General features: G+C 31.2%; 21 protein-coding genes and 1 pseudogene. 8 read left to right on the forward strand and 14 right to left on the reverse strand.

Annotated features, from left to right (window positions below):
• The first annotated feature begins 134 nt into the window (after window positions 1-134).
• Entirely contained in the window at window positions 135-989 is an 855-nt protein-coding gene (locus ACFWTK_RS08385) for an SDR family oxidoreductase (RefSeq protein ID WP_415875566.1), read from the forward strand.
• A gap of 207 nt (window positions 990-1196) precedes the next feature.
• Here the strand turns inward: ACFWTK_RS08385 and ACFWTK_RS08390 are convergent, their stop codons facing one another.
• Window positions 1197-2531 (reverse strand): FMN-binding glutamate synthase family protein, encoded by a 1335-nt coding sequence (locus ACFWTK_RS08390; protein WP_415875567.1) that lies wholly within the window; start codon window positions 2529-2531, stop codon window positions 1197-1199.
• 157 nt (window positions 2532-2688) lie between these two features.
• On the opposite strand from ACFWTK_RS08390, the gene ACFWTK_RS08395 reads away from it, so the two are divergent.
• Window positions 2689-2856 (forward strand): CDIF630_02480 family spore surface protein, encoded by a 168-nt coding sequence (locus tag ACFWTK_RS08395; RefSeq protein WP_415875568.1) that lies wholly within the window; start codon window positions 2689-2691, stop codon window positions 2854-2856.
• A gap of 30 nt (window positions 2857-2886) precedes the next feature.
• Window positions 2887-3054: a CDIF630_02480 family spore surface protein gene (locus ACFWTK_RS08400; RefSeq protein WP_415875569.1), complete on the forward strand. Its 168-nt coding sequence runs from the start codon at window positions 2887-2889 to the stop codon at window positions 3052-3054.
• 364 nt (window positions 3055-3418) lie between these two features.
• Here the strand turns inward: ACFWTK_RS08400 and nifJ are convergent, their stop codons facing one another.
• The 6 genes from nifJ to ACFWTK_RS08430 form a co-directional block, all read right to left on the reverse strand.
• Window positions 3419-6958, reverse strand: a complete 3540-nt coding sequence (gene nifJ / locus ACFWTK_RS08405) for a pyruvate:ferredoxin (flavodoxin) oxidoreductase (RefSeq protein ID WP_415875570.1) — start codon at window positions 6956-6958, stop codon at window positions 3419-3421.
• A gap of 120 nt (window positions 6959-7078) precedes the next feature.
• Complete coding sequence (locus ACFWTK_RS08410) at window positions 7079-7933, reverse strand: patatin-like phospholipase family protein (RefSeq protein ID WP_415875571.1); 855 nt, start codon at window positions 7931-7933, stop codon at window positions 7079-7081.
• Window positions 7934-8092: 159 nt separating this feature from the next.
• Window positions 8093-8491, reverse strand: a complete 399-nt coding sequence (locus ACFWTK_RS08415) for a hypothetical protein (RefSeq protein ID WP_415875572.1) — start codon at window positions 8489-8491, stop codon at window positions 8093-8095.
• Between the two features lie 229 nt (window positions 8492-8720).
• The gene (locus ACFWTK_RS08420; protein WP_415875573.1) at window positions 8721-8846 is read right to left on the reverse strand and encodes a hypothetical protein; all 126 of its coding nucleotides are present in this window, start codon (window positions 8844-8846) and stop codon (window positions 8721-8723) included.
• 88 nt (window positions 8847-8934) lie between these two features.
• Complete coding sequence (locus ACFWTK_RS08425; protein WP_415875574.1) at window positions 8935-9609, reverse strand: manganese catalase family protein; 675 nt, start codon at window positions 9607-9609, stop codon at window positions 8935-8937.
• Between the two features lie 241 nt (window positions 9610-9850).
• The gene (locus tag ACFWTK_RS08430) at window positions 9851-10513 is read right to left on the reverse strand and encodes a hypothetical protein (protein ID WP_415875575.1); all 663 of its coding nucleotides are present in this window, start codon (window positions 10511-10513) and stop codon (window positions 9851-9853) included.
• A 180-nt stretch (window positions 10514-10693) separates the two neighbouring features.
• Between ACFWTK_RS08430 and ACFWTK_RS08435 the strand changes: the two genes are divergently transcribed.
• Complete coding sequence (locus tag ACFWTK_RS08435) at window positions 10694-12088, forward strand: MATE family efflux transporter (protein WP_415875576.1); 1395 nt, start codon at window positions 10694-10696, stop codon at window positions 12086-12088.
• 177 nt (window positions 12089-12265) lie between these two features.
• Here the strand turns inward: ACFWTK_RS08435 and ACFWTK_RS08440 are convergent, their stop codons facing one another.
• Both ACFWTK_RS08440 and ACFWTK_RS08445 read right to left on the reverse strand, forming a co-directional pair.
• A complete protein-coding gene (locus ACFWTK_RS08440) occupies window positions 12266-12481 on the reverse strand; it encodes a hypothetical protein (protein WP_415875577.1) in 216 nt (71 codons plus the stop codon).
• 14 nt (window positions 12482-12495) lie between these two features.
• Window positions 12496-12903, reverse strand: coding sequence for a hypothetical protein (locus ACFWTK_RS08445; protein ID WP_415875578.1), 408 nt, complete (start codon window positions 12901-12903; stop codon window positions 12496-12498).
• 367 nt (window positions 12904-13270) lie between these two features.
• Here ACFWTK_RS08445 and ACFWTK_RS08450 point away from each other — a divergent pair, with 367 nt between their 5' ends.
• The 4 genes and pseudogenes from ACFWTK_RS08450 to ACFWTK_RS08465 all read left to right on the forward strand — a co-directional run bounded on the left by ACFWTK_RS08450 (window position 13271) and on the right by ACFWTK_RS08465 (window position 15668).
• The gene (locus ACFWTK_RS08450; protein WP_415875579.1) at window positions 13271-13831 is read left to right on the forward strand and encodes a mechanosensitive ion channel family protein; all 561 of its coding nucleotides are present in this window, start codon (window positions 13271-13273) and stop codon (window positions 13829-13831) included.
• Window positions 13791-14135, forward strand: a complete 345-nt coding sequence (locus tag ACFWTK_RS08455; RefSeq protein WP_415875580.1) for a hypothetical protein — start codon at window positions 13791-13793, stop codon at window positions 14133-14135. The genes ACFWTK_RS08450 and ACFWTK_RS08455 overlap by 41 nt, the downstream gene beginning before the upstream one ends.
• 112 nt (window positions 14136-14247) lie before the next feature.
• A complete protein-coding gene (locus ACFWTK_RS08460; protein ID WP_415875581.1) occupies window positions 14248-14616 on the forward strand; it encodes a transposase in 369 nt (122 codons plus the stop codon).
• Window positions 14617-14715: 99 nt separating this feature from the next.
• A pseudogene (locus ACFWTK_RS08465) lies at window positions 14716-15668 on the forward strand (IS3 family transposase).
• Between the two features lie 216 nt (window positions 15669-15884).
• Here ACFWTK_RS08465 and ACFWTK_RS08470 read toward each other — a convergent pair.
• The 5 genes from ACFWTK_RS08470 to ACFWTK_RS08490 form a co-directional block, all read right to left on the reverse strand.
• The gene (locus ACFWTK_RS08470; protein ID WP_415875582.1) at window positions 15885-16643 is read right to left on the reverse strand and encodes an IclR family transcriptional regulator; all 759 of its coding nucleotides are present in this window, start codon (window positions 16641-16643) and stop codon (window positions 15885-15887) included.
• A 149-nt stretch (window positions 16644-16792) separates the two neighbouring features.
• Window positions 16793-17005 (reverse strand): (2Fe-2S)-binding protein, encoded by a 213-nt coding sequence (locus ACFWTK_RS08475; RefSeq protein ID WP_415875583.1) that lies wholly within the window; start codon window positions 17003-17005, stop codon window positions 16793-16795.
• Between the two features lie 166 nt (window positions 17006-17171).
• Complete coding sequence (locus ACFWTK_RS08480) at window positions 17172-18551, reverse strand: citrate/2-methylcitrate synthase (protein WP_415875584.1); 1380 nt, start codon at window positions 18549-18551, stop codon at window positions 17172-17174.
• A gap of 448 nt (window positions 18552-18999) precedes the next feature.
• On the reverse strand, window positions 19000-19869 hold the full coding sequence (locus tag ACFWTK_RS08485) for a DMT family transporter (RefSeq protein WP_415875585.1): 870 nt from the start codon (window positions 19867-19869) through the stop codon (window positions 19000-19002).
• A 116-nt stretch (window positions 19870-19985) separates the two neighbouring features.
• Entirely contained in the window at window positions 19986-21209 is a 1224-nt protein-coding gene (locus ACFWTK_RS08490; RefSeq protein WP_415875586.1) for a nucleotidyl transferase AbiEii/AbiGii toxin family protein, read from the reverse strand.
• Window positions 21210-21343: the final 134 nt, after the last annotated feature.

Below are 21343 nucleotides of genomic sequence, written 5' to 3' on the forward strand. Positions count from 1 at the left end.
TATATTCAAATGTTTTTAACACTTATTTTATTTGCAGTTTACTTATTATATATGATGTATAAAAAAAGTAGCTAAAAAAAACAATAAATAGGTATAAGCATAACCACTAAATTTTAATATGGAGGTAAAAAGTTATGTATCCTATTTATTTTCAACCACAACATCAAAATACCCAACCTGGTCTTGAAACCCTAATGGATCCAAGACCTATATCTCAAAACCCTTCTTATAAAAAAAGCGGAAAGTTGTTAAACAAAGTTGCTATAATCACAGGAGGAGATAGTGGAATTGGAAAAGCTGTTGCTCTAGCTTTTGCAGATGAAGGAGCAGATATTGCTATCGCATATCTTAATGAAGATGTGGATGCAGAGGAAACCAAATACCTAATAGAAAATAAAGGTAGAAAATGTCTTCTTATAAAGGGTGATGTAGGCAATGAATCTTTTTGCGGCACTATAGTTGACAAAACCCTAAAAGAGTTTAACCGTATTGACATTTTAATAAATAATGCTGCTGTTCAATATCCTCAAAATAGTATAACTGACATAACAACTGAACAACTTCACCATACATTTAGTACAAATATATTTTCTATATTCTATCTTATAAAAGCAGCTTTGCCTCATATGAAACAAGGAAGCACTATAGTTAATACAAGTTCTGTAACAGCTTATGAAGGACATAAAACTCTCATTGATTACTCTGCAACAAAGGGAGCAATATCGACTCTAACTCGTTCCCTAGCTTTAAACTTGGCAGAGAAAGGGATAAGAGTAAATGCAGTAGCTCCTGGACCTATATGGACTCCCTTAATTCCTTCTAGCTTTTCAAAAGATGAAGTCGCAAAGTTTGGATTAGACACTCCTCTTGGTCGTGCTGGACAGCCTGCAGAACTTGCTCCAGCATATGTATATCTAGCTTCTGAAGATTCTTCTTACGTTACAGGACAAGTTATACATGTAAACGGTGGAAAAAGCACAAGCAGCTAAACATTAGAAATAAATTGTGACAATCTTTAATATTGAACATCCCGTATGAGATTTGCATTTAGGAAAGCTTCTAATGCTAGTTCAACGCTTTTTATAATGCAAATCTCATACTCCAGTTCAATATAAAAAAATCTATCAATATTTCTTAAAGAACAGCGTTTTAGTAGAAGTAAATTAAAAATTTAATGCACATCAAGGGAAATTCCATTATTCAACATATGGAAATCCTGCATATGCAATTCCTAAGCTGTCTGAAATATTCTTATCTACTGTAACTAAATCATTTATGGACAATTCTGAAAAACTTGTCTTTCCCATAGCTATAAGGGCCAATTTCATTTCTTCTACGCATGAATTTAGAAAATTATTAAGGTTATTAGCTCCTCTTTCTATATCTAAATCTTCAGTAAGTTTTCCATCATAAACCACTAGTTGAGGAGTAGGTTCTGCCGGCGTTGCATTTACTGATTGATCTTGAAGCATTGCTACTAATGCAATAGACCCAATATATACTGCATTTGCACCTAGAGCTAAAGCTTTTAAGAACTGGCCTGGAGTTCTAAGTCCACCTGCTGCTATTAAATCATATTTGTCCTTTACTCCTTTCATTTCTAAATACTTTGCAGCTCTTGCAATAGCATATAGAGTTGGAAGTCCCATATCATCTTCAAGAGTTGGAGGTGCTACTGCTGTTCCTCCTTCAGCTCCATCAATCACTATATAATCTACATTGGTTTTCAATATTACATCTAGTTCTTTTTCTATATAATGAGTAGCTGCAATCTTAATTCCCACTGGAACATCATACTTTTCTTTTAATCCATTTAATAAGTTTATTATATCCTGCGTTGTGTTCACCCCAGTAAGTCTTGCCTTTAGCACAGCATCTTCTCCTTCATTAAGATGCCAAGTACTTCTTAGGTGCTCACCAATTTTTTCTCCACTGGTTATAGATGGAACTGCTCCTCCCCAAGCACCTTGACCTAGCTGAACTTCAATTGCATCAAGCTTTGATAGCTGTTCTTCTGTATTCATCCATTCACCACGATGATATTGTCCTATTAAATATTTAGCGGCTTCTCTTTCTTCATTTGAAAGTGCTGATTCCCCTGTATTTGTACATGTGCCTGCAAGAGTTGCTCCTTTAGCTAAAGCTACTTTTGCTTTTAAACTTAAAGAGCCTCCATAGGACATACCTGTAATCATGATTGGCATGGAAAGTTCTAAAGGTACTTTTGCATTTTTACCAATAGTAACTCCTGTATTTATTGGTGTTTTATCATCTGTAGGTAATGAAAAAAGCTGAGTTGGATTTAAAAACAATTTTTCCCAAGGTGACTGCACATTAGGACTTCCATAAGCCCTTTTTAAAACTTGACCTGACTGTGCTCTCATGGATGCTTCAATAATAGCCTTTAGAGTAAGTTTTTGAGCCGCTGTAGCCATTACAAAAAGATTTTCATTATATTCATCTTTAAGCATTCTTTCCATCATCTCGTCTGATGCACTGTTTATCAAACTTCTTATTATTCCTTGAAACATATTCTTTATCTCCTTTCCTAAAAAAATGCTAAGCATTTTTTCTTATTATGTTCCCATTTTTTGAACAATAGCAAAAAATTATTCACATATAATAAATATTTAATTTTATAAATTTAGATATAGTTTGAAATACTAAATATGAAGGAGGTATATAACTATGTCTGACAATAAATATAAAGAACGTTTCATGTCAATGCCTATAGAACGCCATGAAACTGCTGCTTGGGCTAACATAGAAGAGTTCAAGCCAGTTTCTCAAGTTACTATTCCAAGTGAGTTTCAAATCTGGGAAGCTAAAGACTGGGTGGAAGAAAACGAAAAATAGCTATTTTATTTTAATGAAGGAGGTTTAGTAATGTCCGATAATAAATATAAAGAACAATCTATGTCAACGCCTATTGAGTGTCATGAAACTGCTGCTTGGGCTAACATAAAGGATATGAAACCTGTATCTCAAGTAACTCAACCAAGCGAGTTTGAAATATGGGAAGCTAAAGACTGGGTAGAAGAAAATGAAAAATAATTTCTTCTAAAATACTAATTGTTAATCTCTGATTGCTGCTAACTAAATCAAAAGAGAGTGTCGCAAAGTAACTTTTAAATAAGTTAGAAGCGGTGCTCCTTTTTTAAAGCAGCTAAGTAAAACCGAGTAAGTTGATACATTTTCATCAATTTACTCGGTTTTGCTACATTTTGACGCACTTTAATAAGGACTCAGTGAATATGGATTTTTTATGTAAGATTAATAGTAAAATGATTCGGTACTTTATTTCCTTAAAAAAGCCGCATAAAGTCTCTTTGGAGCCTACTTTTTCTATGTGCAAAAATAAAAGGTGCTGCAGCACCTTTTACCTTTTATATCTTAAACTTAAATAAGCTCTATCCTATTATAGATATCCACAATCCTCCAAAGTCTTATAAACTCTATATTTTTCTTTGGCTTGCTTTTCTGCTTCTGCATATAGGCTTTCTGCAATATCTGGGAACACATTAGCTAAAGATGTGTATCTGATTTCTCCATTTATAAAGTCTCTATAAGACTTAGTAGGTTCTTTAGATTCTAGCTTAAATGGATTCTTTCCGCTTTCCTTTAGCATAGGATTATATCTATATAGATGCCAATATCCTGTTTCTACAGCCTTTTTCTCTTCCATTATGCTAGTTCCCATACCAGTTCTTATACCATGATTAATACATGGTGCATAAGCTATTATAAGTGAAGGTCCCTTATATCTTTCTGCTTCTATTATAGCTTTTATAGTTTGATTCATATTAGCACCCATAGCTATTTGAGCCACATATACATAGCCATAAGTCATAGCCATAAGCCCAAGGTCTTTTTTCTTTATTCTCTTTCCTCCAGCTGCAAATTTTGCAACAGCACCTATAGGTGTTGATTTTGAAGCTTGACCTCCAGTATTAGAATATACTTCTGTATCCATTACAAATATATTTACATCCTCACCTAAAGCAAGAACTTCATCAAGACCTCCATATCCAATATCATAAGCCCAGCCATCTCCACCTATAATCCATTGAGATTTCTTAACCAAGTAGTCTTTATAGTCAAGAATTTGCCTAATTATTTCATTTTCTCCACCTTCGTGATCTTTGTGTTTCTTTAATACGTCTAACAATTTCGTAGATGCAACTTTTGAAGCCTCACCATCATCTTTAGATTGAAGCCATTCATGACAAGCTTCTTTTATTTCTTCATGTATATTAGCATCTATAGCTGCTTTCATTAAATCTGCTAACTTATTTCTCATTTGCTTAACTGCTAAGAACATACCATATCCATATTCTGCATTATCCTCAAATAATGAGTTACCCCAAGCTGGACCTTTTCCTTCAGCATTAGTAGTGTAAGCCATAGATGGCGCACTACCTCCCCAAATTGAAGAACATCCTGTAGCATTAGCTATCATCATTCTGTCTCCAAATAATTGAGTTAGAAGTCTAATATATGGTGTTTCACCGCATCCAGGACAAGCACCATTGAACTCAAGAAGAGGTCTTCTAAATTGACTTCCCTTTAGTGTTGTTGGATCCATAGCATCTTCTTTTGGAATTATAGTAGTTGCAAATTCCCAGTTTTCTGATTCCATTTCCATTTCATGTTCTGCAGGTTTCATTATTAAAGCCTTACCTGGAGCTGGACAAATATCTGCACAGTTTCCGCATCCAGTACAATCCATTGGAGCAACTTGAATACGGAACTGATATTTTTCTAACCCTTTACCTGTTGCTTGCTTAGTCTTAAACGTATCTGGTTTTCTATTTACTTCATCCTCATCGAGTAAAAAGGCCCTTATAGTAGCATGTGGACATATATAAGCACACTGATTACACTGAATACATTTATCTATTTGCCATTCTGGTACCATTACGGCTATACCACGTTTTTCATATGAAGTAGTTCCACTAGGGAATAATCCGTCTTCCATTCCTTTAAATGTACTTACTGGAAGCTCATCTCCCTCTAGTCTAGCCATAGGTCTTTGAATCTTTTTAACGAACTCTGGTTCATCTTTAATTGGGAATTTATTTTCTTCTTCCTCAGCATTAGCCCAAGATTCTGGAACCTTAATCTCAACAAGTCCTTCTATACCTCTGTCTATGGCAGCCTGGTTCATATCTACTATATTTTTACCCTTTTTACCATATACCTTTACTACAGATTCTTTAAGATATTTTACAGCATCTTCTACTGGTATTATATTAGCTAACTTAAAGAAAGCTGATTGCATTATCATATTTATTCTGTTTCCAAGTCCTATTTCTGATGCTATTTTTACTGCATCAATAGTATAAAATCTTATATTTTTTTGTGCAATATATTTTCTTATGGATGCTGGTATTTTTTCCTCTAACTCATCTTCTTTCCATGGACAATTAAGCACAAACACTCCATTTTGCTTTAATCCTTTTAGTATATCATAGTTATATATAAAGGCTCTGTTATGACATGCTATATAGTCCGCATCATAAACCAAGTAAGGAGATTTTATAGGCTTCTTACCAAATCTTAAGTGTGAAACAGTAGTACCACCTGACTTTTTACTGTCATAAGAGAAGTAAGCTTGAACATGTAAATCCGTATGGTCCCCAATTATCTTTACTGCTGTTTTATTTGCTCCAACGGTACCATCAGAACCTAGTCCCCAGAACTTGCAGCTTATTGTTCCTTCTGGAGTAGTATCTACTATATCTCCTTCTGGAAGTGATGTACCTGAAACATCATCTACTATACCTATAGTAAATCCATCTTTAGGCTGATCTTGTTTTAAGTTATCGAATACAGCTATAATTTGAGATGGTCTAGTATCCTTTTGACCAACTCCATATCTTCCACCAACTATTACAGGTCTGTTTTCCTTATTATTAAATAAATGAATAACATCTTGATATAGTGGCTCACCTAAAGAACCAGGTTCTTTTGTTCTATCTAAAACAGCTATCTTCTTTACGCTGCTTGGGAATACATTAAAGAAGTATTTTTCACAGAACGGTCTATATAGGTGTACCTTAATAACACCAACTTTTTCTCCTTTTTTCATCAAGTAATCTACTACTTCTTCTATTGTATCGCAAACAGATCCCATAGCTACTATTACATATTCTGCATTTTTATCTCCGTAATAATCAAATGGATGATATTCACGGCCAGTAAGATTTTTTATCTCTTTCATGTAATCTTCTACAATATCAGGAACAGCTTCATAGAATGGATTAACTGATTCTCTTAATTGGAAGTATATGTCTGGATTTTGTGTTGTTCCTCTATGCGTTGGATGTTCTGGGTTTGTTGCTCTTTGTCTAAACTTCTTTATAGCTTCATGATCTACAAGTCTAGCTAAATCTTCATAGTCTATTGCTTCTATCTTCTTATATTCGTGTGATGTCCTAAATCCATCAAAGAAATGTAAAAATGGTATCCTTGACTTTATTGCAGCCAAATGAGCTACACAAGCTAAGTCCATAGCTTCTTGAACACTTGAAGATGAAAGCATTGCAACTCCCGTCTGACGAGTAGCCATTACATCTTGATGATCTCCAAAGATTGAAAGTGCTTCTGTTGCAATAGCACGAGCACTTACATGAAGTACTCCAGGTAACAATTCTCCTGCCATCTTATACAAATTAGGTATCATCAAAAGTAATCCTTGAGATGAAGTATATGTTGTTGTTAATGCTCCTCCTGCAAGTGAGCCATGCATAGCTCCTGCTGCTCCTGCCTCTGATTGCATTTGTGTTACATTAACTACCTGCCCAAATATATTTTTTCTTCCATGGGCAGCCCATTCATCTACAGCTTCCGCCATAGGTGAAGATGGAGTTATTGGATATATAGCTGCAACTTCAGTAAAACCATAAGATGCATAAGCAGCTGCTTGGTTTCCATCCATAGTCATAATCTTTCCCATAATTTAACCTCCTTATATAAAAAAATTACTCTGTACTCTATCTATTATTTGATTTTACAAAATTACCATACATAAAATTTGCTATAAAAATTAAAATTACAATAAAAAAAGAGCAGTTTTTTACTTCTGCTCTTCCATCCATTTTTTCATTTTTTCATACATACTATTCATATCTTCATATCCAAGCTTATAAATTGCTTCTAACTTTTTAGGATTCTTTTCTAATCGACTAACCTTTAGATCTTTGCTGGGCCTTATTACAAATACCCTTCCATCATTTTCTAACCTTTCTATATAATCTAAAGTTTCATTATAGACTTTATATCTGTTTAATATGGTATCAATTAGACGAGGATACTTTTTATATTTTCTTTTTATAAGTCTTTGAAATTTCATAGGAGACTTTCTATATGATTTATCTCGTGTTAATATTATTATATTATTTTCATATCCATCTTCCATTGCTTTTTTTATTGGGATAGAATCAGATATTCCTCCATCCAAATATAAACCACCATCTATTTCAACCATTGGTGCTATTAATGGCAGGCTGCTAGACGCTCTTATGACCTTAAGTATATCCTTACAATCGTTTTTTTCAAAATATACAGGTTTTCCTGTTAAGCAATCAGTAGTTACGATAAGAAATTTTTGTGATGAGTTATTAAATGTATCATAGTCAAAAGGCTCCAATTTATTTGGTATTTCATCATAAGCAAATTTTATTCCAAAAACACTTTTCTCCCTTATAAGATTTCTAAAGCTTAAATATTTAGGATTTTTTATGTAGTTTATATTTATTCTTTTACTTCTTTCCTTCTGTTTAGAAATATAAGATGCTGCATTACAAGCTCCTGCAGAAACCCCTATGACATATGGAAAATATAATTCTTTTTCTATAAAAAAATCTAAAACCCCAGAGGTATATGTTCCTCTCATTCCTCCACCTTCGAGGACTAAACCTATATTTTCCATATTGTTCCCTCCTTTCAAGTAAAATATCACTAAATAAATATTATACAATAAAAAGATAATCTTTTATATATAAAAAATCGCTAATCTCTAGCGTTTCTAATTTTAGATATGATATCCATCCAGTAAAGACTAGTGATTAGCGATTAAATGCTGCATTAATTATTTAAATTTTAATTCATTCATTTTTTCTCTTCTGTTTTCCTGTTTTTCCTTTAAGTTTTCAATATCTTCCTTAGGCATATGATCATTATTATGCTCTAAATACCCCTCTGCATAGGCATAATTTTTCTCTAAATTATGAAGTTCATTTGTAACAGGATCCCCTTGTTTACTATCTCCATAAGCTATGATATTTTTTAAAGTCTTTATCTCTTTCTCTCTCTCTTTCTGTATTTCTCTTGCCCGATCTCTATTATCTGGATCTCCTATATGTGAGTACTGCTCTAGATGTCTTTGTGTTCTAGTATAATTGTCCACTACATTAATAAGCTGATCTACTCTATGAGCATTCTCTATCTCAGATATATCTTTTTTATTCTTATTAACAGCATCACTCATAGCAATTCCTCCTATTTATCGTACTTCTTTATTATTTTCTCTTTTAATATTATCTTTAATACTATTTAATAGTTGGGAGGACAAACTATTTATCTGATTTTTGGTGATATTATGTATTTATTTTAATTTTATAAAACAAATGGAAAGAGTCTTCATGCAAACTCTACATGAAGACTCTTTGTGGCTGAATTAAATAATTTTTAAAATTTAAATTCAACCTTTTCCAATTTTACTTGTCTTTGTTGTTTCTGTTGTCGTTTCTTTCGTTTCTTAAATCATTATTTCTGTTGTCGTTTCTGTCGTTTCTTAAATCGTTATTTCTGTTTTCATTTCTGTTATCATTTCTGTTTGCCATTTTTATTCCTCCTAAATTTATTAGAGTAATTTTCACTCTATAATTTTTACTCTATTAATTTAACCATATATCTTTTTTTTATACATTTCTAATTTACTCTTGGATTTTCAAAACTTGGTGGTGTAGGATTTGGTGATTCAAAAAATCTTCCTGGCGTAGACAAATCGAAATATAGTTTTGAATCTTCTGTTACTCCAAAACTTTTATTCGAACCACTATCCTGTACCTTATTTAGAGCCTCTCTAAATAGAGCATTATGAGCTTCTTCCCTATTTAATAAAAAATCAATAGTTTCTTTTACATATTTATCATTTATTTGCCTGTATAAGTATTCATATACTACTTTAGCTCTTTGCTCTGCTGCAATATCAGATAATAGATCAGCTACAAGGTCTCCTGTAACATTTACATAATCTGCTGTCCATGGATGTCCAGATGAATTCATTAGCATAGGACTTAATCCGCCTAACACATGACTTTCTATTTCTCCAGACATAACAGAATTTGCATTTACTTCATGACCATTTAAAAGATTAATAGTTTGTGCAACCATTTCCATATGGCTCATTTCTTCTGCAGCAATATCTAAAAATAAATCCTTTATTTCTGGATTCTTAATTCTAAAGCTTTGAGACATATATTGCATAGCTGCTTTAAGCTCTCCTTGAGGTCCTCCTAATTGCTCCTGCAATAATACTGCATATTGAGGATTAGGAGCTTCTGCCTTTACTTCTTGGAGCAAAGCTTTTTCATGCTTAAACATTGAGTCACCTCCGTTTCTCATCGTTAAAAACTATTCAGTTTAAAGTTATTTTCCATAGTATTTTGTGTGAAAGGATTTTATAATATACTCTGAACTTCATGAAGTTTATGGGATTATTATTGCTAATATGAATGCGATACTTTCAGCTTCTCTTATTCTAAAGCATGTATATTTCATTTCTGCTCTTATGTTGAAAAATGCTTACAATACAGCAATAGAGGGTAGAGATTTCCTCTACCCTTTATTGAACATATTTTTCTTTTATTTCTTTTTCCTTATTCTTTTCAGAATAACTATGCATATCCAATTTTCTTAGTACATCTCGATACCCTTTCTTAATAAATTCATTATCATATAATTCCTCATAGCATATTCTATCTATATCCACTTCTATAATATTTTTATAATTATCTCCATAAAACTTTCTCAATAGAAGTTCACAATCCATTTTTATCAGCTCATATCCATCTTTATCATTAAATCTCAATTCATTTACATGCTTATTTAATGTTTCTATAATTCCATATAGTTGATATATATAGCTCAATTCTTTTAAATCAAATTTTCCTGTTAATGATGCTACTACTCTTGAATAATCTCTATTTATAGATATTGGATATCTGCTTTCAAAATTTCCCTTATGAAAATCTTTTAAAGTTCTTATGCTCTGAAATAATGAATTACATATATCTAATCTTATAATATTTATATTTTCACAAAACTTTAAAAGCTTTTCAAGTTCTTCATTTTTTCTATTTTCTTCTACAATCTTATTTTCTACCTCTATACTTTTTATAGTAGAATGATTTGTTGTAATCCATGTGCAAGTTGCCCCAATAAGAGAGCCAACTATTACAGCTGTAGCTGAAATAATCGGAGTTATAAATTCTTGATCTATCCTCATCAAATCCCCCTAACTCTTAATAATCATTTTAAGTTTCTAACCTAACTCGTATTTTTATATTCTCCTTAAGATTTATTTTTATTCTTATATATTTACTTTTAAGTATATGATATAATAAAGCTTTAAATTGACTACATATTCTATAAAGCTATAAATTTTATATTAGAAAGGTGGTATTCTATGGATAGATCAGAAGAACTGAGATCAGAAAGTGTAGAAAAATTACTTCTAAAGTTTTCCATACCTGCTATTATAGGAATGATAGTAAATGCGCTATATAATATAGTTGATAGAATGTTTATAGGTCATATAGGACAAGGCGTGGGAGAGAAGGCTCTCACTGGAGTTGGAATAACTATGCCAATATCTACAATTATAATGGCCTTTGGAATGCTTGTAGGTATTGGAGCTTCAACTCTTATTTCCATCAAATTAGGAGAAGGAAACAAAAAAGATGCTGAAAAAATTCTTAATATAGCATTTATTTTAAGTATAATAATATCTGTAATTATATCTATATTGGGAATTATATTTCTTGATACAATTTTAAAAGCCCTTGGAGCAGATGAAGAGAGTATATTTTATGCTAAACAATACATATCAATAATAATTTTAGGAGCTATACTTCAAAATATAGGTTTTGGTCTAAATAATATCATACGTTCTGAGGGAAATCCAAAGATTGCTATGAGAACTATGCTCGTTGGTGCAATTTCAAATACTATTTTAGATCCTATCTTTATTTTTGACTTTGGATTAGGACTTGGAATTCGTGGTGCTGCTATAGCCACAATAATTTCTCAAGCAGTTAATAGTACTCTGGTAATGCACTATTTTATAAGTAAAAATAGTGGAAGCATACTTAAAATAAAAAAATCTAATTTAAAACCAAATAAAGCTATAGTATTAGAAATACTTACCATAGGCCTTTCTCCTTTTTCAATGCAGATTGCAGCTAGTGCAGTTTCAGCTCTATATAATAAAGGATTAATAGTTTATGGTGGTAATATTGCTGTAGCTGCTATGAGTATAATTTCCAGTATTTCATTATTAATTTTTATGCCTATATTTGGAATAAACCAAGGTTCTCAGCCTATTCTTGGATATAACTATGGTGCTAAATCCTATGAAAGGGTTAAAAAAACTCTTAGATTTGCTATTATTTCTGGTGTTTGTATAGCTTCTTTAGGATTTATATTAGTTCAGTTTTTTCCTCATATTTTATTTAAAGCCTTTGCTAACGATGCTCCAGAGCTTACAAAACTAGGTTCTAGAGGAATGCGAATAGACTTAATATTCCTTCCTATAGTAGGTTACCAAATAGTAGCATCAAATTATTTTCAAGCTGTAGGTAAAGCTAAGATTTCTATATTTTTAAGTTTTTTAAGACAAGTTATTGTCCTAATACCTATAATTTTAATTCTGCCTAAGTTTTTTGGCTTAGATGGAATTTGGCTTTCTCAGCCTATAGCTGATATAGTCGCAGCGCTTCTTACAAGTTTTTTCTTATTTAAAGAAATAAAACAAATAAACCGCATTGAAAAGTTTGAAAAAAATAAAAAAGAAGTTATATAACATCACCTATGAGATTTGCATTTAGGAAAGCTTCACTATGGAAAGCATTAAACAAATATTAAGCTCTAATGATTGTTCAACGCTTTCTATAATGCAAATCCCATGCATGATGTTCAAATATCTCATCAATTCAAGCGAAAAGTTAAAGTTAGAAATATTTTACGTCGTAAAATATTTCTAACTTTCCATCTTTTTTTTCATGTTTAAAGCCAAAATATCGTAGTATACATTTGTGACCGGACCAAATATAAATTCACCTAGAATGATAGCTGATACTAAATCTAAGATTACATGCTGCTTTACAAATTGAGTGGATAATATTATTAGTACTCCAATTAAGTTAGAAGAAACAAGTGTAAGTTTTCTTCTCCCAACCATATTAACTCCTCTCATTACAATATAGGTAGTTATAACATGAACACTAGGGAAGCATTATATGGTTTATCATGATTATATATTATACTTACCAACCTAGTAAAAATATCCATACCCTCAATATTTGGTCTACTTACTGTAGTTTGAAAAAAGTAAAATATCAAATAACAGATTATAAGACCTATGTTAAGACTTATGAGTGTTCTATAATAAACTTTTTTATCTTTAATGCATAAGTATACTAAAGCTATAAATATAAATGGATACCATATAATATAAGGAATAATAAACTCCTTTATAAAGGGTATTTTATCATCTATATTCATTGCTAACGTATATACGCCTCTACTGGAATTATTAAGAAGTCTGTAAAATATATTGGATATAGGAATAGATATCATCCACATAAGGGGTAATAATTTCCCTATAGCTTTTTTCATCTGATTTCTCCTTTCACAACATACATATTAATACTTATATCACTATTTTGAAAGAGCCATAGAACTTTCAATCTCCTAGAAACTCTTAATTTAATTATATCATTTATATATCAATAAACAATTTCAAATTCCTCTAAAATCTCTTAAAATTAGGGATGCTATAAATTACTTTATGTTAATGCTTAATATAGTAATTTCCTTTATCCTTCAAGATTTATAGTATGCCTTTCAAATAAGTATTGTTAATCTACAGATTTATTAACTTTATGCTATCATTCAGTATAATAAAATTTTGTAATTCTGTTTTTCCTTTTCTCTGCATATTGTTATTGGTGTGATAAATATGATCTTAAAAGGAGGAATCTTATTGAAAAATCTAATATTGGAGTTAGCTTTGAAATTTAAAAATGAGAGCATCTCATATAAATTTGCAACTACCTTAATCCTTATTTTGCTTCTTTATATTATAAAAAGAAGTCTTAGTTCATTTATACTTAAATTAAACCTAAATTCAAAGCAAACCATAAAATATAAAAAGATCCTTTCTAACCTTATTAACATAGCCTTTGGAATTTTCATTATACCCATTTGGATGTATCAGTCCCAGGATATATTTACTTTTTTAGGAATATTCTCTGCTGGTCTTGCTTTTGCATTTAGAGATATTGTGGCTAATTTTATTGGATGGATAATGATAAATACTCAAAATGTTTTTCGAGTTGGAGATAGAATCAAAATAGGAGAAAGTTTAGGAGATGTTTTAGAAATAACCTGGTTTTACACCACTATAATTGAAGTGACAAAAAATAATGATAATACATATGGACAAAGTACAGGTAGGCTTATATCTATTCCTAACACAAAAGTCCTGACAGAAGACTTAGTAAATGAGACCAATTCCTTTCCATATATTTGGGAGCGAAATTGATGTAGTATTGACTTCAAACAGCAATTGGAAGAAAGCTAAGGAATTAATGCTAAAAATTGCAGACAAAAGACTTATAAGCATTGAGGAAGAGGCTAAAGACTCCTTAAACATTGCCTGTAAAATACTTCCTATATATTACGAAAATCTTTCTCACATTATATACACATCTATTGAAAGAGAAAGTATAATATTGACTCTTAGATTTATATGCCGTTCTAGAAGTTCTAGAAATCTAAAACATATTATAGTAGAAGATATTCTTGTTGAATTTTCAAAACATGATGATATTCATTTCTCTAGTTAATTTTTCTCACTCTAATGTTTATTGTATATAAAAAAAGACTTCTAAAAATTAATTCTTGTACTGACCCCCAAAAGTTAGACCTAAAATCTAACGATTGGAGGTCAGTTGTTTTATGTCCAAATATACTTTTGAATTTAAGAAAAAGCTTGTGATGGCTTATCTAAATGGAGAAGGTGGAAAACTTTATTTAGCCCAGAAATACGGTGTTTCCGCCCCAAGCAATATAAAAAAATGGGTCGATAATTACAAATCACAAGGTGACGAAGGTTTGATGCGATCTAGAAAACAAGAAAAATACTCTTTTGAATATAAGCTTAGTGTTGTAGAATTATATCTAACAAGTGAGGTTTCATATCAAGAATTAGCTATTCGAGAAGGAATTCATAATCCTGCACAGATTTGTAAATGGGTGAATGATTTTCAGATTGCTGGGTCCAGATGCTTTGAGACCCAGGAAAAGAGGTCGGAAGAACGTGTTTGATAAGCAAAGCAATAAACATAAATCTCAGCCTATTGATACAACTCCTATAGACACTAGTGCTGAGCATGTGAAACATCTTGAAGATGAATTGTTAAAGCTATGTATAGAGAATGCTTATTTAAAAGAACTGAGGAGGCTGCGTTTAGAGGAGGAAGCTCTTCTGAAAAAACAGCGAGAATCATCCACAGCCTCCGAGGAGAGTTCAAACTAAAAGACATTCTCGCAGTTGTAGGTTTTCCAAAAGCAACATATATGTATTGGCAGAAAAGATTTGATAGAGAAAATCCAGATAAAGAGCTAGAGGACAAAATATTGGATATTCATCAGAATAATAAGGATTACGGATATCGTCGTATGTATGGAGAACTCAGAAATCAGGGATATATAGTAAACAAGAAGAAAGTCCAAAGAATTATGCAAAAACTTGGTCTCCAAGTTATGTCTTTTACTAGGAAAAGTCGTAAGTATAGCTCATATAAGGGGAAAGTTGGAACAGTTGCACCTAACAGAATTCGCAGACGTTTCAATACTCATATCCCACATCAGAAGATAACAACTGATACTACAGAGTTTAAATACTATGAGGTTGATTCCAAAGGACATATGACAATGCACAAGCTATACTTGGATCCATTTATGGATATGTGCAATGGTGAAATCATAAGTTATGGCATTGATAAGCATCCCTCTGCAAATAATGTAATGAATGCTCTTGATAAAGCTATTGAAGTAACATCCGATTGTCCTTACCGAAGAACTTTTCACTCAGATCAAGGTTGGGCTTATCAAATGAAAGCTTACTCGCATCGTCTAAAAGAAGAACGGATCTTCCAGAGTATGTCAAGAAAAGGTAACTGTCTGATAATTCAGTGATGGAGAACTTCTTTGGCTTATTAAAACAAGAGATATACTATGGTGTGGTATATTATAGTTATGAAGAATTAAAAGATAAAATCGAATGTTACATAAAGTATTATAACGAACAAAGAATCAAAGAAAAACTAGGATGGATGAGTCCTGTACAATACCGACTCAATCTCTTGGCTGCATAAAATTAGCGAGGCAGCCGAAGTTGTCTCGCTAAATAAAGTCTAACTTATTGGGGTCACATCAGGGGTCACATCATCTAGAAGTCTCTTTTTAATATTACATAGTGCTTCCTTATTCAAGGAAACAATCCTAATACATATCTCTTCTGCTTAATGAAAAGTCTTTGTAAAATATTTACTCATTTAAGATATATCCTTAATAAAAAAACTAAGCTAAATTTATTTATAGCCTAGTTCCTCAGAAATCTTTCTTGCATATTCAATTATAAGCTTTGAAAATTCCTCTAGTTTTTTGTAAGTAAAACTTATTATAGAACCAGATATGCTTACAGCCCCACAAACTTCACCCTTATGGTTAAAAACAGAAGCTGCTACACATCTTACTCCAACTTCATTTTCTTGATCATCTACTGCATATCCTTTTTGTCGAACTTCACATAAATATTTCTTTAATTGCTGAAAATCAGTTATAGTATGCTCTGTAAGTTTTTCTATATGACTCTTATTCCATATATCTTCAACTTCTTTATCCTTCATATGAGATAATATAGATTTTCCTACAGCTGTACAATAAAGAGGTCTTCTATGACCTATTCTAGAGTGAGTTCTTATAGTATTTTGAGATTCTTCTTTTGCTACATAGATAATTTCTGTACCCTCACTTACAACCAAGTGAGCTACTTCATTAGTCTTTTCAACTAGCTCCTTTAAATAAGGTCTAGCTACTGTAAGCAAATCCATATTCTCTACTCTTTTATTTCCAATTTGAAATAATCTTAAAGTTAACTTATATTTGTTATTTATATGATTCTGTTCTACATATCCCTTATATATTAATGTAGAGAGTAATCTATGTACAGTACTTTTATGTAAGCCTACTTTTTCACTTATTTCTGTAATACCAAGTCCGTCTTCATAATCAGATAATACTTCTAATATAGAAAGTGCCCTATCTACAGATTGTACTATTTCCTGCATTTTATTTCCTCCCCAGTATGCTCCATTTTATTATATCGCGGTTTTTTTTAACCTCACAATAGGCTAATACTTTAGAAAAGCTTATTTTTAATTTTAATAGAAAATTAAAAAGGTAATTGGCTTACACTCTTAGCTCAATTACCTCTCTTTTACTTCGTATTTTCTTTTATTAACTCTTCAATCTTCTCTCTGCACCTTTTCCCATTGCATGATCCCGTTCCAGCACCTGTAGCCTTTTGTACTTTTTCAAAAGTATCTGCTCCATTTTTTATTGCTTGTTTTATTTTAGCTCTATTTATGCTTTTACAAATGCATACATTTGTTATCTTATCTAAAATTTCTGGACTTATGTTTTGTTCCATACTTCTTTCTCCTTTATAGAACATTTATAATATTTTCACTAGTAGTATTATTACCCTAGCTATAATTTTTATTATGTTCTATAAAGTTATCTAAATCTTATATTTAACTCCAATCATTCATATAATGGTGTTACAGGATAGTTTGCTTTTATTTTTGGTTAAAATCTTATCTTTTATCTATAGGTATATAAGTTTCTTTATCTTTAACATTCCTATACGCTGGTCTTATAATTCTAGGCTCACTTGCTACCTGCTCTATTCTATGGGCACACCATCCTGCTATTCTTGATATTGCAAAAATAGGAGTATATAGCTCGCAAGGAATATTAAGCATATCGTATACAAATCCTGAATAGAAGTCTACATTGGCTGATATATCGATACCTTTTAATTCTTTAAAAATCTTAATTGATATATCTTCAATATTCCTATAAAAATTAAATTCTTCTATTCTTCCCTTTTCTTCAGCCAGTTTCAATGCTTTCTTTTTGAGCAGCTTAGCCCTTGGATCAGATAAAGTATAAATAGCATGACCTATACCATATATTAGTCCTGCACCATCAAAAGCTTCTTTATTCAAAATTTTCATTAGATAATTTCTTATCTCATTATGATTACCCCAATCTTTTACATTACGCTTTATATCATCCATCATCTCCATAACTTTTATGTTTGCACCGCCATGCTTTGGCCCCTTTAGAGATCCTACAGCAGCAGCTATAGCAGAATAAGTATCCGTACCTGTTGAAGATACTACATGAGTCGCAAAAGCAGAATTATTTCCACCTCCATGCTCTGCATGGATTACTAAAGCTAAATCTAATGTTTCCGCTTCTGTTTTTGTATAATGATTATCAGGTCTTATCATATAAAGTATGTTTTCTGCAGTTCCAAGATCTGGTCTTGGAGAATGAATGAATAGGCTTTGTTTATCATAGTAATGAGCTTTTGCCTGATATCCATGGGCTACCATAGTAGGCACCCTTGCAATTAATTCTATACTTTGTCTTACAATGTTTCTAATGCTTGTATCATCTGGATTATCGTCGAAAGAATATGCAGCAAGAATACTTCTTTGAAGTTTATTCATTATATTATTGCTTGGAAACTTTAATATCATATCTTCTGTGAATCCATCTGGAAGATATCTATAATTTCCTAAAACTTCTCCAAACTTCTCCAAGCTAGACTTATTAGGAAGTTCTCCAAACAGAAGAAGATAACATGTTTCTTCATATCCAAATCTATTTTCACTTTGAAATCCTTCTACCATTGTCTCTAAATCAATTCCTCTATATGTTAGCTTACCTTCATCTGGAAGTCTTTCTCCGTCTTTTACCATATATCCATGTACGTTTCCTATTCTTGTAAGACCAACCAGCACTCCTGTACCATTCTCATTTCTAAGTCCTCTTTTAACATCATATCTTTTGTAAAACTCAGGATTAATTACATTATTCTTTTCAGCTATCTTCGATAGCTCGTTTATCATATTATCAGTAAAAGCTTTATCTTCAAATATACCATGATTAAAGGTTTTAACCATAATGTCAGCCCCCCGTAATTTATTATTGACTTATAATATTTTATCATATATTTATTGTATTATATACAAAATGATGGAAAAAACAAATTTTTATACATATTCAATTTTATTACAATTAGTCCTATTTTATTGGCTAATCACTTATATTAATACGCCATCATTAATTAAAAACATTTATAATTTTGCAACAAAAATGGTTAAAATTTCAAAGTAGAAAATTGCATCGCAATTTTCGGAAACTTTGTTAACATCCTTCTAACATATAAGAGGAAAGTTTGTTCAAAATAATTATTGTTAGGAATTTAAAATAGAGTTGCTGCCAGCTGCTATTGGTAATAATATCGATAGGCTGACAACAAATCTACTCTGGCTCTGCTAGATTTAATTTTAAATTCCTAACACCAAAAGTAAAGCTATAGAATGTATATGCAATAACTCTACTTAAAAATTATATAGATAGTTCCTTGCGCTTTGTGGTTTTTACAGTCATATATACCGCTCTTAATGTTACAGCGGTTAAAACTACAGTTCCTCCTATTAATGACCATTTTCCTGGCTTCTCACCTATAAACAAAAATACCCACACTGGATTTAGTATTGGCTCAATTACTGGAATAAGTACACCTTCTAGGGCAGTTACATTTTTTATACCCTTAGTATACAATACATAAGAAAAACCTATCTGAACCGTTCCTAGTAAGATTAAGCCCGTCCATCCTTTAGCATCTGGCATAGAATTAAACATAAACGGAATGCTTATTATAAAGGTGAGAATGTTTCCCCAAAACACACCTTCAATAGGACTTTCATCCTTTTGTTTTCTTATAAAGATAACATTAAAAGCAAAGGCTATTCCACTTAAAATGCCAAGAATGTTTCCTATTAAACTTCCTCCACCTATATCATCTTTAAAAAATAAAAACATTCCTACTATTATTATTGCTATAAAAAGCCAATCTATATTTTCTGTCTTTTCATTTAGTAATACTTTTCCAAATATAGCTATATATACCGGGGCTGTATATTGAAGTAATATAGCATTTGCAGCAGTAGTATACTTATTTGCAGACACAAATAAAACTAGCATAGAAACATATGCAATTGTTCCACAAACCTTAGTTCTATTCCACTGCCATTTAGGTTTTTTTATTATAAACAGCAAAAGTAGCGATGCAATACCACTTCTCATACCAGCAATAGCAATAGGATTCCAACTTACTAATTTTATAAGTATACCTCCAAAACTCCATAAGACAGCAGTAATTAATAAAAGCACTACGGCCTTTGCATGCTCTCTATTAACGTTATTTTCTCTCATTTTAAGTTTCCTCTTTTCAGTCAAATATTTGTCTCTTATTGAATAATACCACCATAAAAGAAAAGTGTACAACATTTTTCTTTTATAATGATAATTAGTAACTAAAATAGAGAAAACTAACTTATTATATTATGTAAATAAATAAGCCTTAGTGGTTCTTCGACAAAATCATATCTAAGATCTTCTCTCACTCTTAATTTATCTATAATATTATTTAGATAATTTATCTGTTGTTTTGAGGAGAGTGTATTATAATATTCGTACTCTTTAAAAACATGGTCCATATCCTCTAGACTTCCACAGTCATCATTCATTATATATTTTTTCAATGCATAGACCCATATATAAATATAGCTAGCCATAATTCCCCATCTGTCATAGGTTAACTTATAGCTTATTCTTTTTTGAATATAGTTATCTTCAAATTTCTTAACCCTTTTTGAAATTCCTTCATATCCCTCTTTAATATCTTCTACAGATAGAATATATAGTTCTTTTAATATATCTGTTAATATATCATCTAAACTTACTTTCTCTATTCCTTTAACATAGAATTCCATATCTATATTGTCTTTTAGATAATCTCCAACTTTCTTTAAAGTGTCTATATCATTATTATTTTCAATTAAATAATATACATCGTACATATTTTTATATAATTTATCCTTTTTAAATCCTTCTATTCCAATTGTATTCACTGCAAAAACTATGAGCTTTGCTCCTATTATAGAGTAAAGAGACATACAATTTGGAGTATATTTTAACTCTAACCCTAAAACTTCTCCATTATTTATAAAATTCTTTTGAAGTCTTTTTATATCAACATGTAGAAAGTCTATTTTTAATTCAGAAGCTCCTCTTTTTCTGCTCTCTTTAAATATAAATGGTAAATTTATTATTATAGTAGTAATTGGCATGGTCTTACCATATAATCTAACACTTTTAGGTATATACTCATGAATTTTTGCTGGAATCTTACTCATATTAAAATCTTTAGCTAAATACTGCAATTCCTTTTTTAGCTTAACTGGATTTAAACTTGTATAAATATCTAGATCTTCAGTACATCTTTGAACTTCTAGAGGAAGATATAACTGAGCGCAAGCACCTCCCTTTAGAACACAGCTATTTTTTAGTCTCTTTTGAATTTGTGAATGTACTTCATATATCCATATGTGTCTTTCTAAAATACTTTTATTTTCAATTCCAAAATATTTAGATTCTATACCTATATGCTGTTCTGTGAAGTTATGATAATCATGATTTAAAAACTCAGACTTCTTAGCCTTCTTTTTCTTCATCTCACAAACCACATTCCTTCCAATTTGCGTGACTTCCATCTTATTATCATTACTATACCCTGAGTCAGCTCATGGCATGCAAAAACTATCCAAATTCCTAAAAGGTCTAAAGTTAGTACATTTGTAATGCAAATACTATATTCCTTAATATGAAAAAATAAAGGATGTATTTA

The sequence above is a fragment of the Clostridium sp. genome, from assembly GCF_047777555.1.
Lineage (GTDB): Bacteria > Bacillota > Clostridia > Clostridiales > Clostridiaceae > Clostridium_H.

Coding starts and splice junctions, on each gene's coding strand:
- ACFWTK_RS08385 (WP_415875566.1), top strand. CDS start 135: ATGTATCCTATTTATTTTCAACCACAACATCAAAATACCCAACCTGGT.
- ACFWTK_RS08390 (WP_415875567.1), bottom strand. CDS start 2,531: ATGTTTCAAGGAATAATAAGAAGTTTGATAAACAGTGCATCAGACGAG.
- ACFWTK_RS08395 (WP_415875568.1), top strand. CDS start 2,689: ATGTCTGACAATAAATATAAAGAACGTTTCATGTCAATGCCTATAGAA.
- ACFWTK_RS08400 (WP_415875569.1), top strand. CDS start 2,887: ATGTCCGATAATAAATATAAAGAACAATCTATGTCAACGCCTATTGAG.
- nifJ (WP_415875570.1), bottom strand. CDS start 6,958: ATGGGAAAGATTATGACTATGGATGGAAACCAAGCAGCTGCTTATGCA.
- ACFWTK_RS08410 (WP_415875571.1), bottom strand. CDS start 7,933: ATGGAAAATATAGGTTTAGTCCTCGAAGGTGGAGGAATGAGAGGAACA.
- ACFWTK_RS08415 (WP_415875572.1), bottom strand. CDS start 8,491: ATGAGTGATGCTGTTAATAAGAATAAAAAAGATATATCTGAGATAGAG.
- ACFWTK_RS08420 (WP_415875573.1), bottom strand. CDS start 8,846: ATGGCAAACAGAAATGATAACAGAAATGAAAACAGAAATAACGATTTA.
- ACFWTK_RS08425 (WP_415875574.1), bottom strand. CDS start 9,609: ATGTTTAAGCATGAAAAAGCTTTGCTCCAAGAAGTAAAGGCAGAAGCT.
- ACFWTK_RS08430 (WP_415875575.1), bottom strand. CDS start 10,513: ATGAGGATAGATCAAGAATTTATAACTCCGATTATTTCAGCTACAGCT.
- ACFWTK_RS08435 (WP_415875576.1), top strand. CDS start 10,694: ATGGATAGATCAGAAGAACTGAGATCAGAAAGTGTAGAAAAATTACTT.
- ACFWTK_RS08440 (WP_415875577.1), bottom strand. CDS start 12,481: ATGAGAGGAGTTAATATGGTTGGGAGAAGAAAACTTACACTTGTTTCT.
- ACFWTK_RS08445 (WP_415875578.1), bottom strand. CDS start 12,903: ATGAAAAAAGCTATAGGGAAATTATTACCCCTTATGTGGATGATATCT.
- ACFWTK_RS08455 (WP_415875580.1), top strand. CDS start 13,791: ATGAGACCAATTCCTTTCCATATATTTGGGAGCGAAATTGATGTAGTA.
- ACFWTK_RS08460 (WP_415875581.1), top strand. CDS start 14,248: ATGTCCAAATATACTTTTGAATTTAAGAAAAAGCTTGTGATGGCTTAT.
- ACFWTK_RS08470 (WP_415875582.1), bottom strand. CDS start 16,643: ATGCAGGAAATAGTACAATCTGTAGATAGGGCACTTTCTATATTAGAA.
- ACFWTK_RS08475 (WP_415875583.1), bottom strand. CDS start 17,005: ATGGAACAAAACATAAGTCCAGAAATTTTAGATAAGATAACAAATGTA.
- ACFWTK_RS08480 (WP_415875584.1), bottom strand. CDS start 18,551: ATGGTTAAAACCTTTAATCATGGTATATTTGAAGATAAAGCTTTTACT.
- ACFWTK_RS08485 (WP_415875585.1), bottom strand. CDS start 19,869: ATGAGAGAAAATAACGTTAATAGAGAGCATGCAAAGGCCGTAGTGCTT.
- ACFWTK_RS08490 (WP_415875586.1), bottom strand. CDS start 21,209: ATGGAAGTCACGCAAATTGGAAGGAATGTGGTTTGTGAGATGAAGAAA.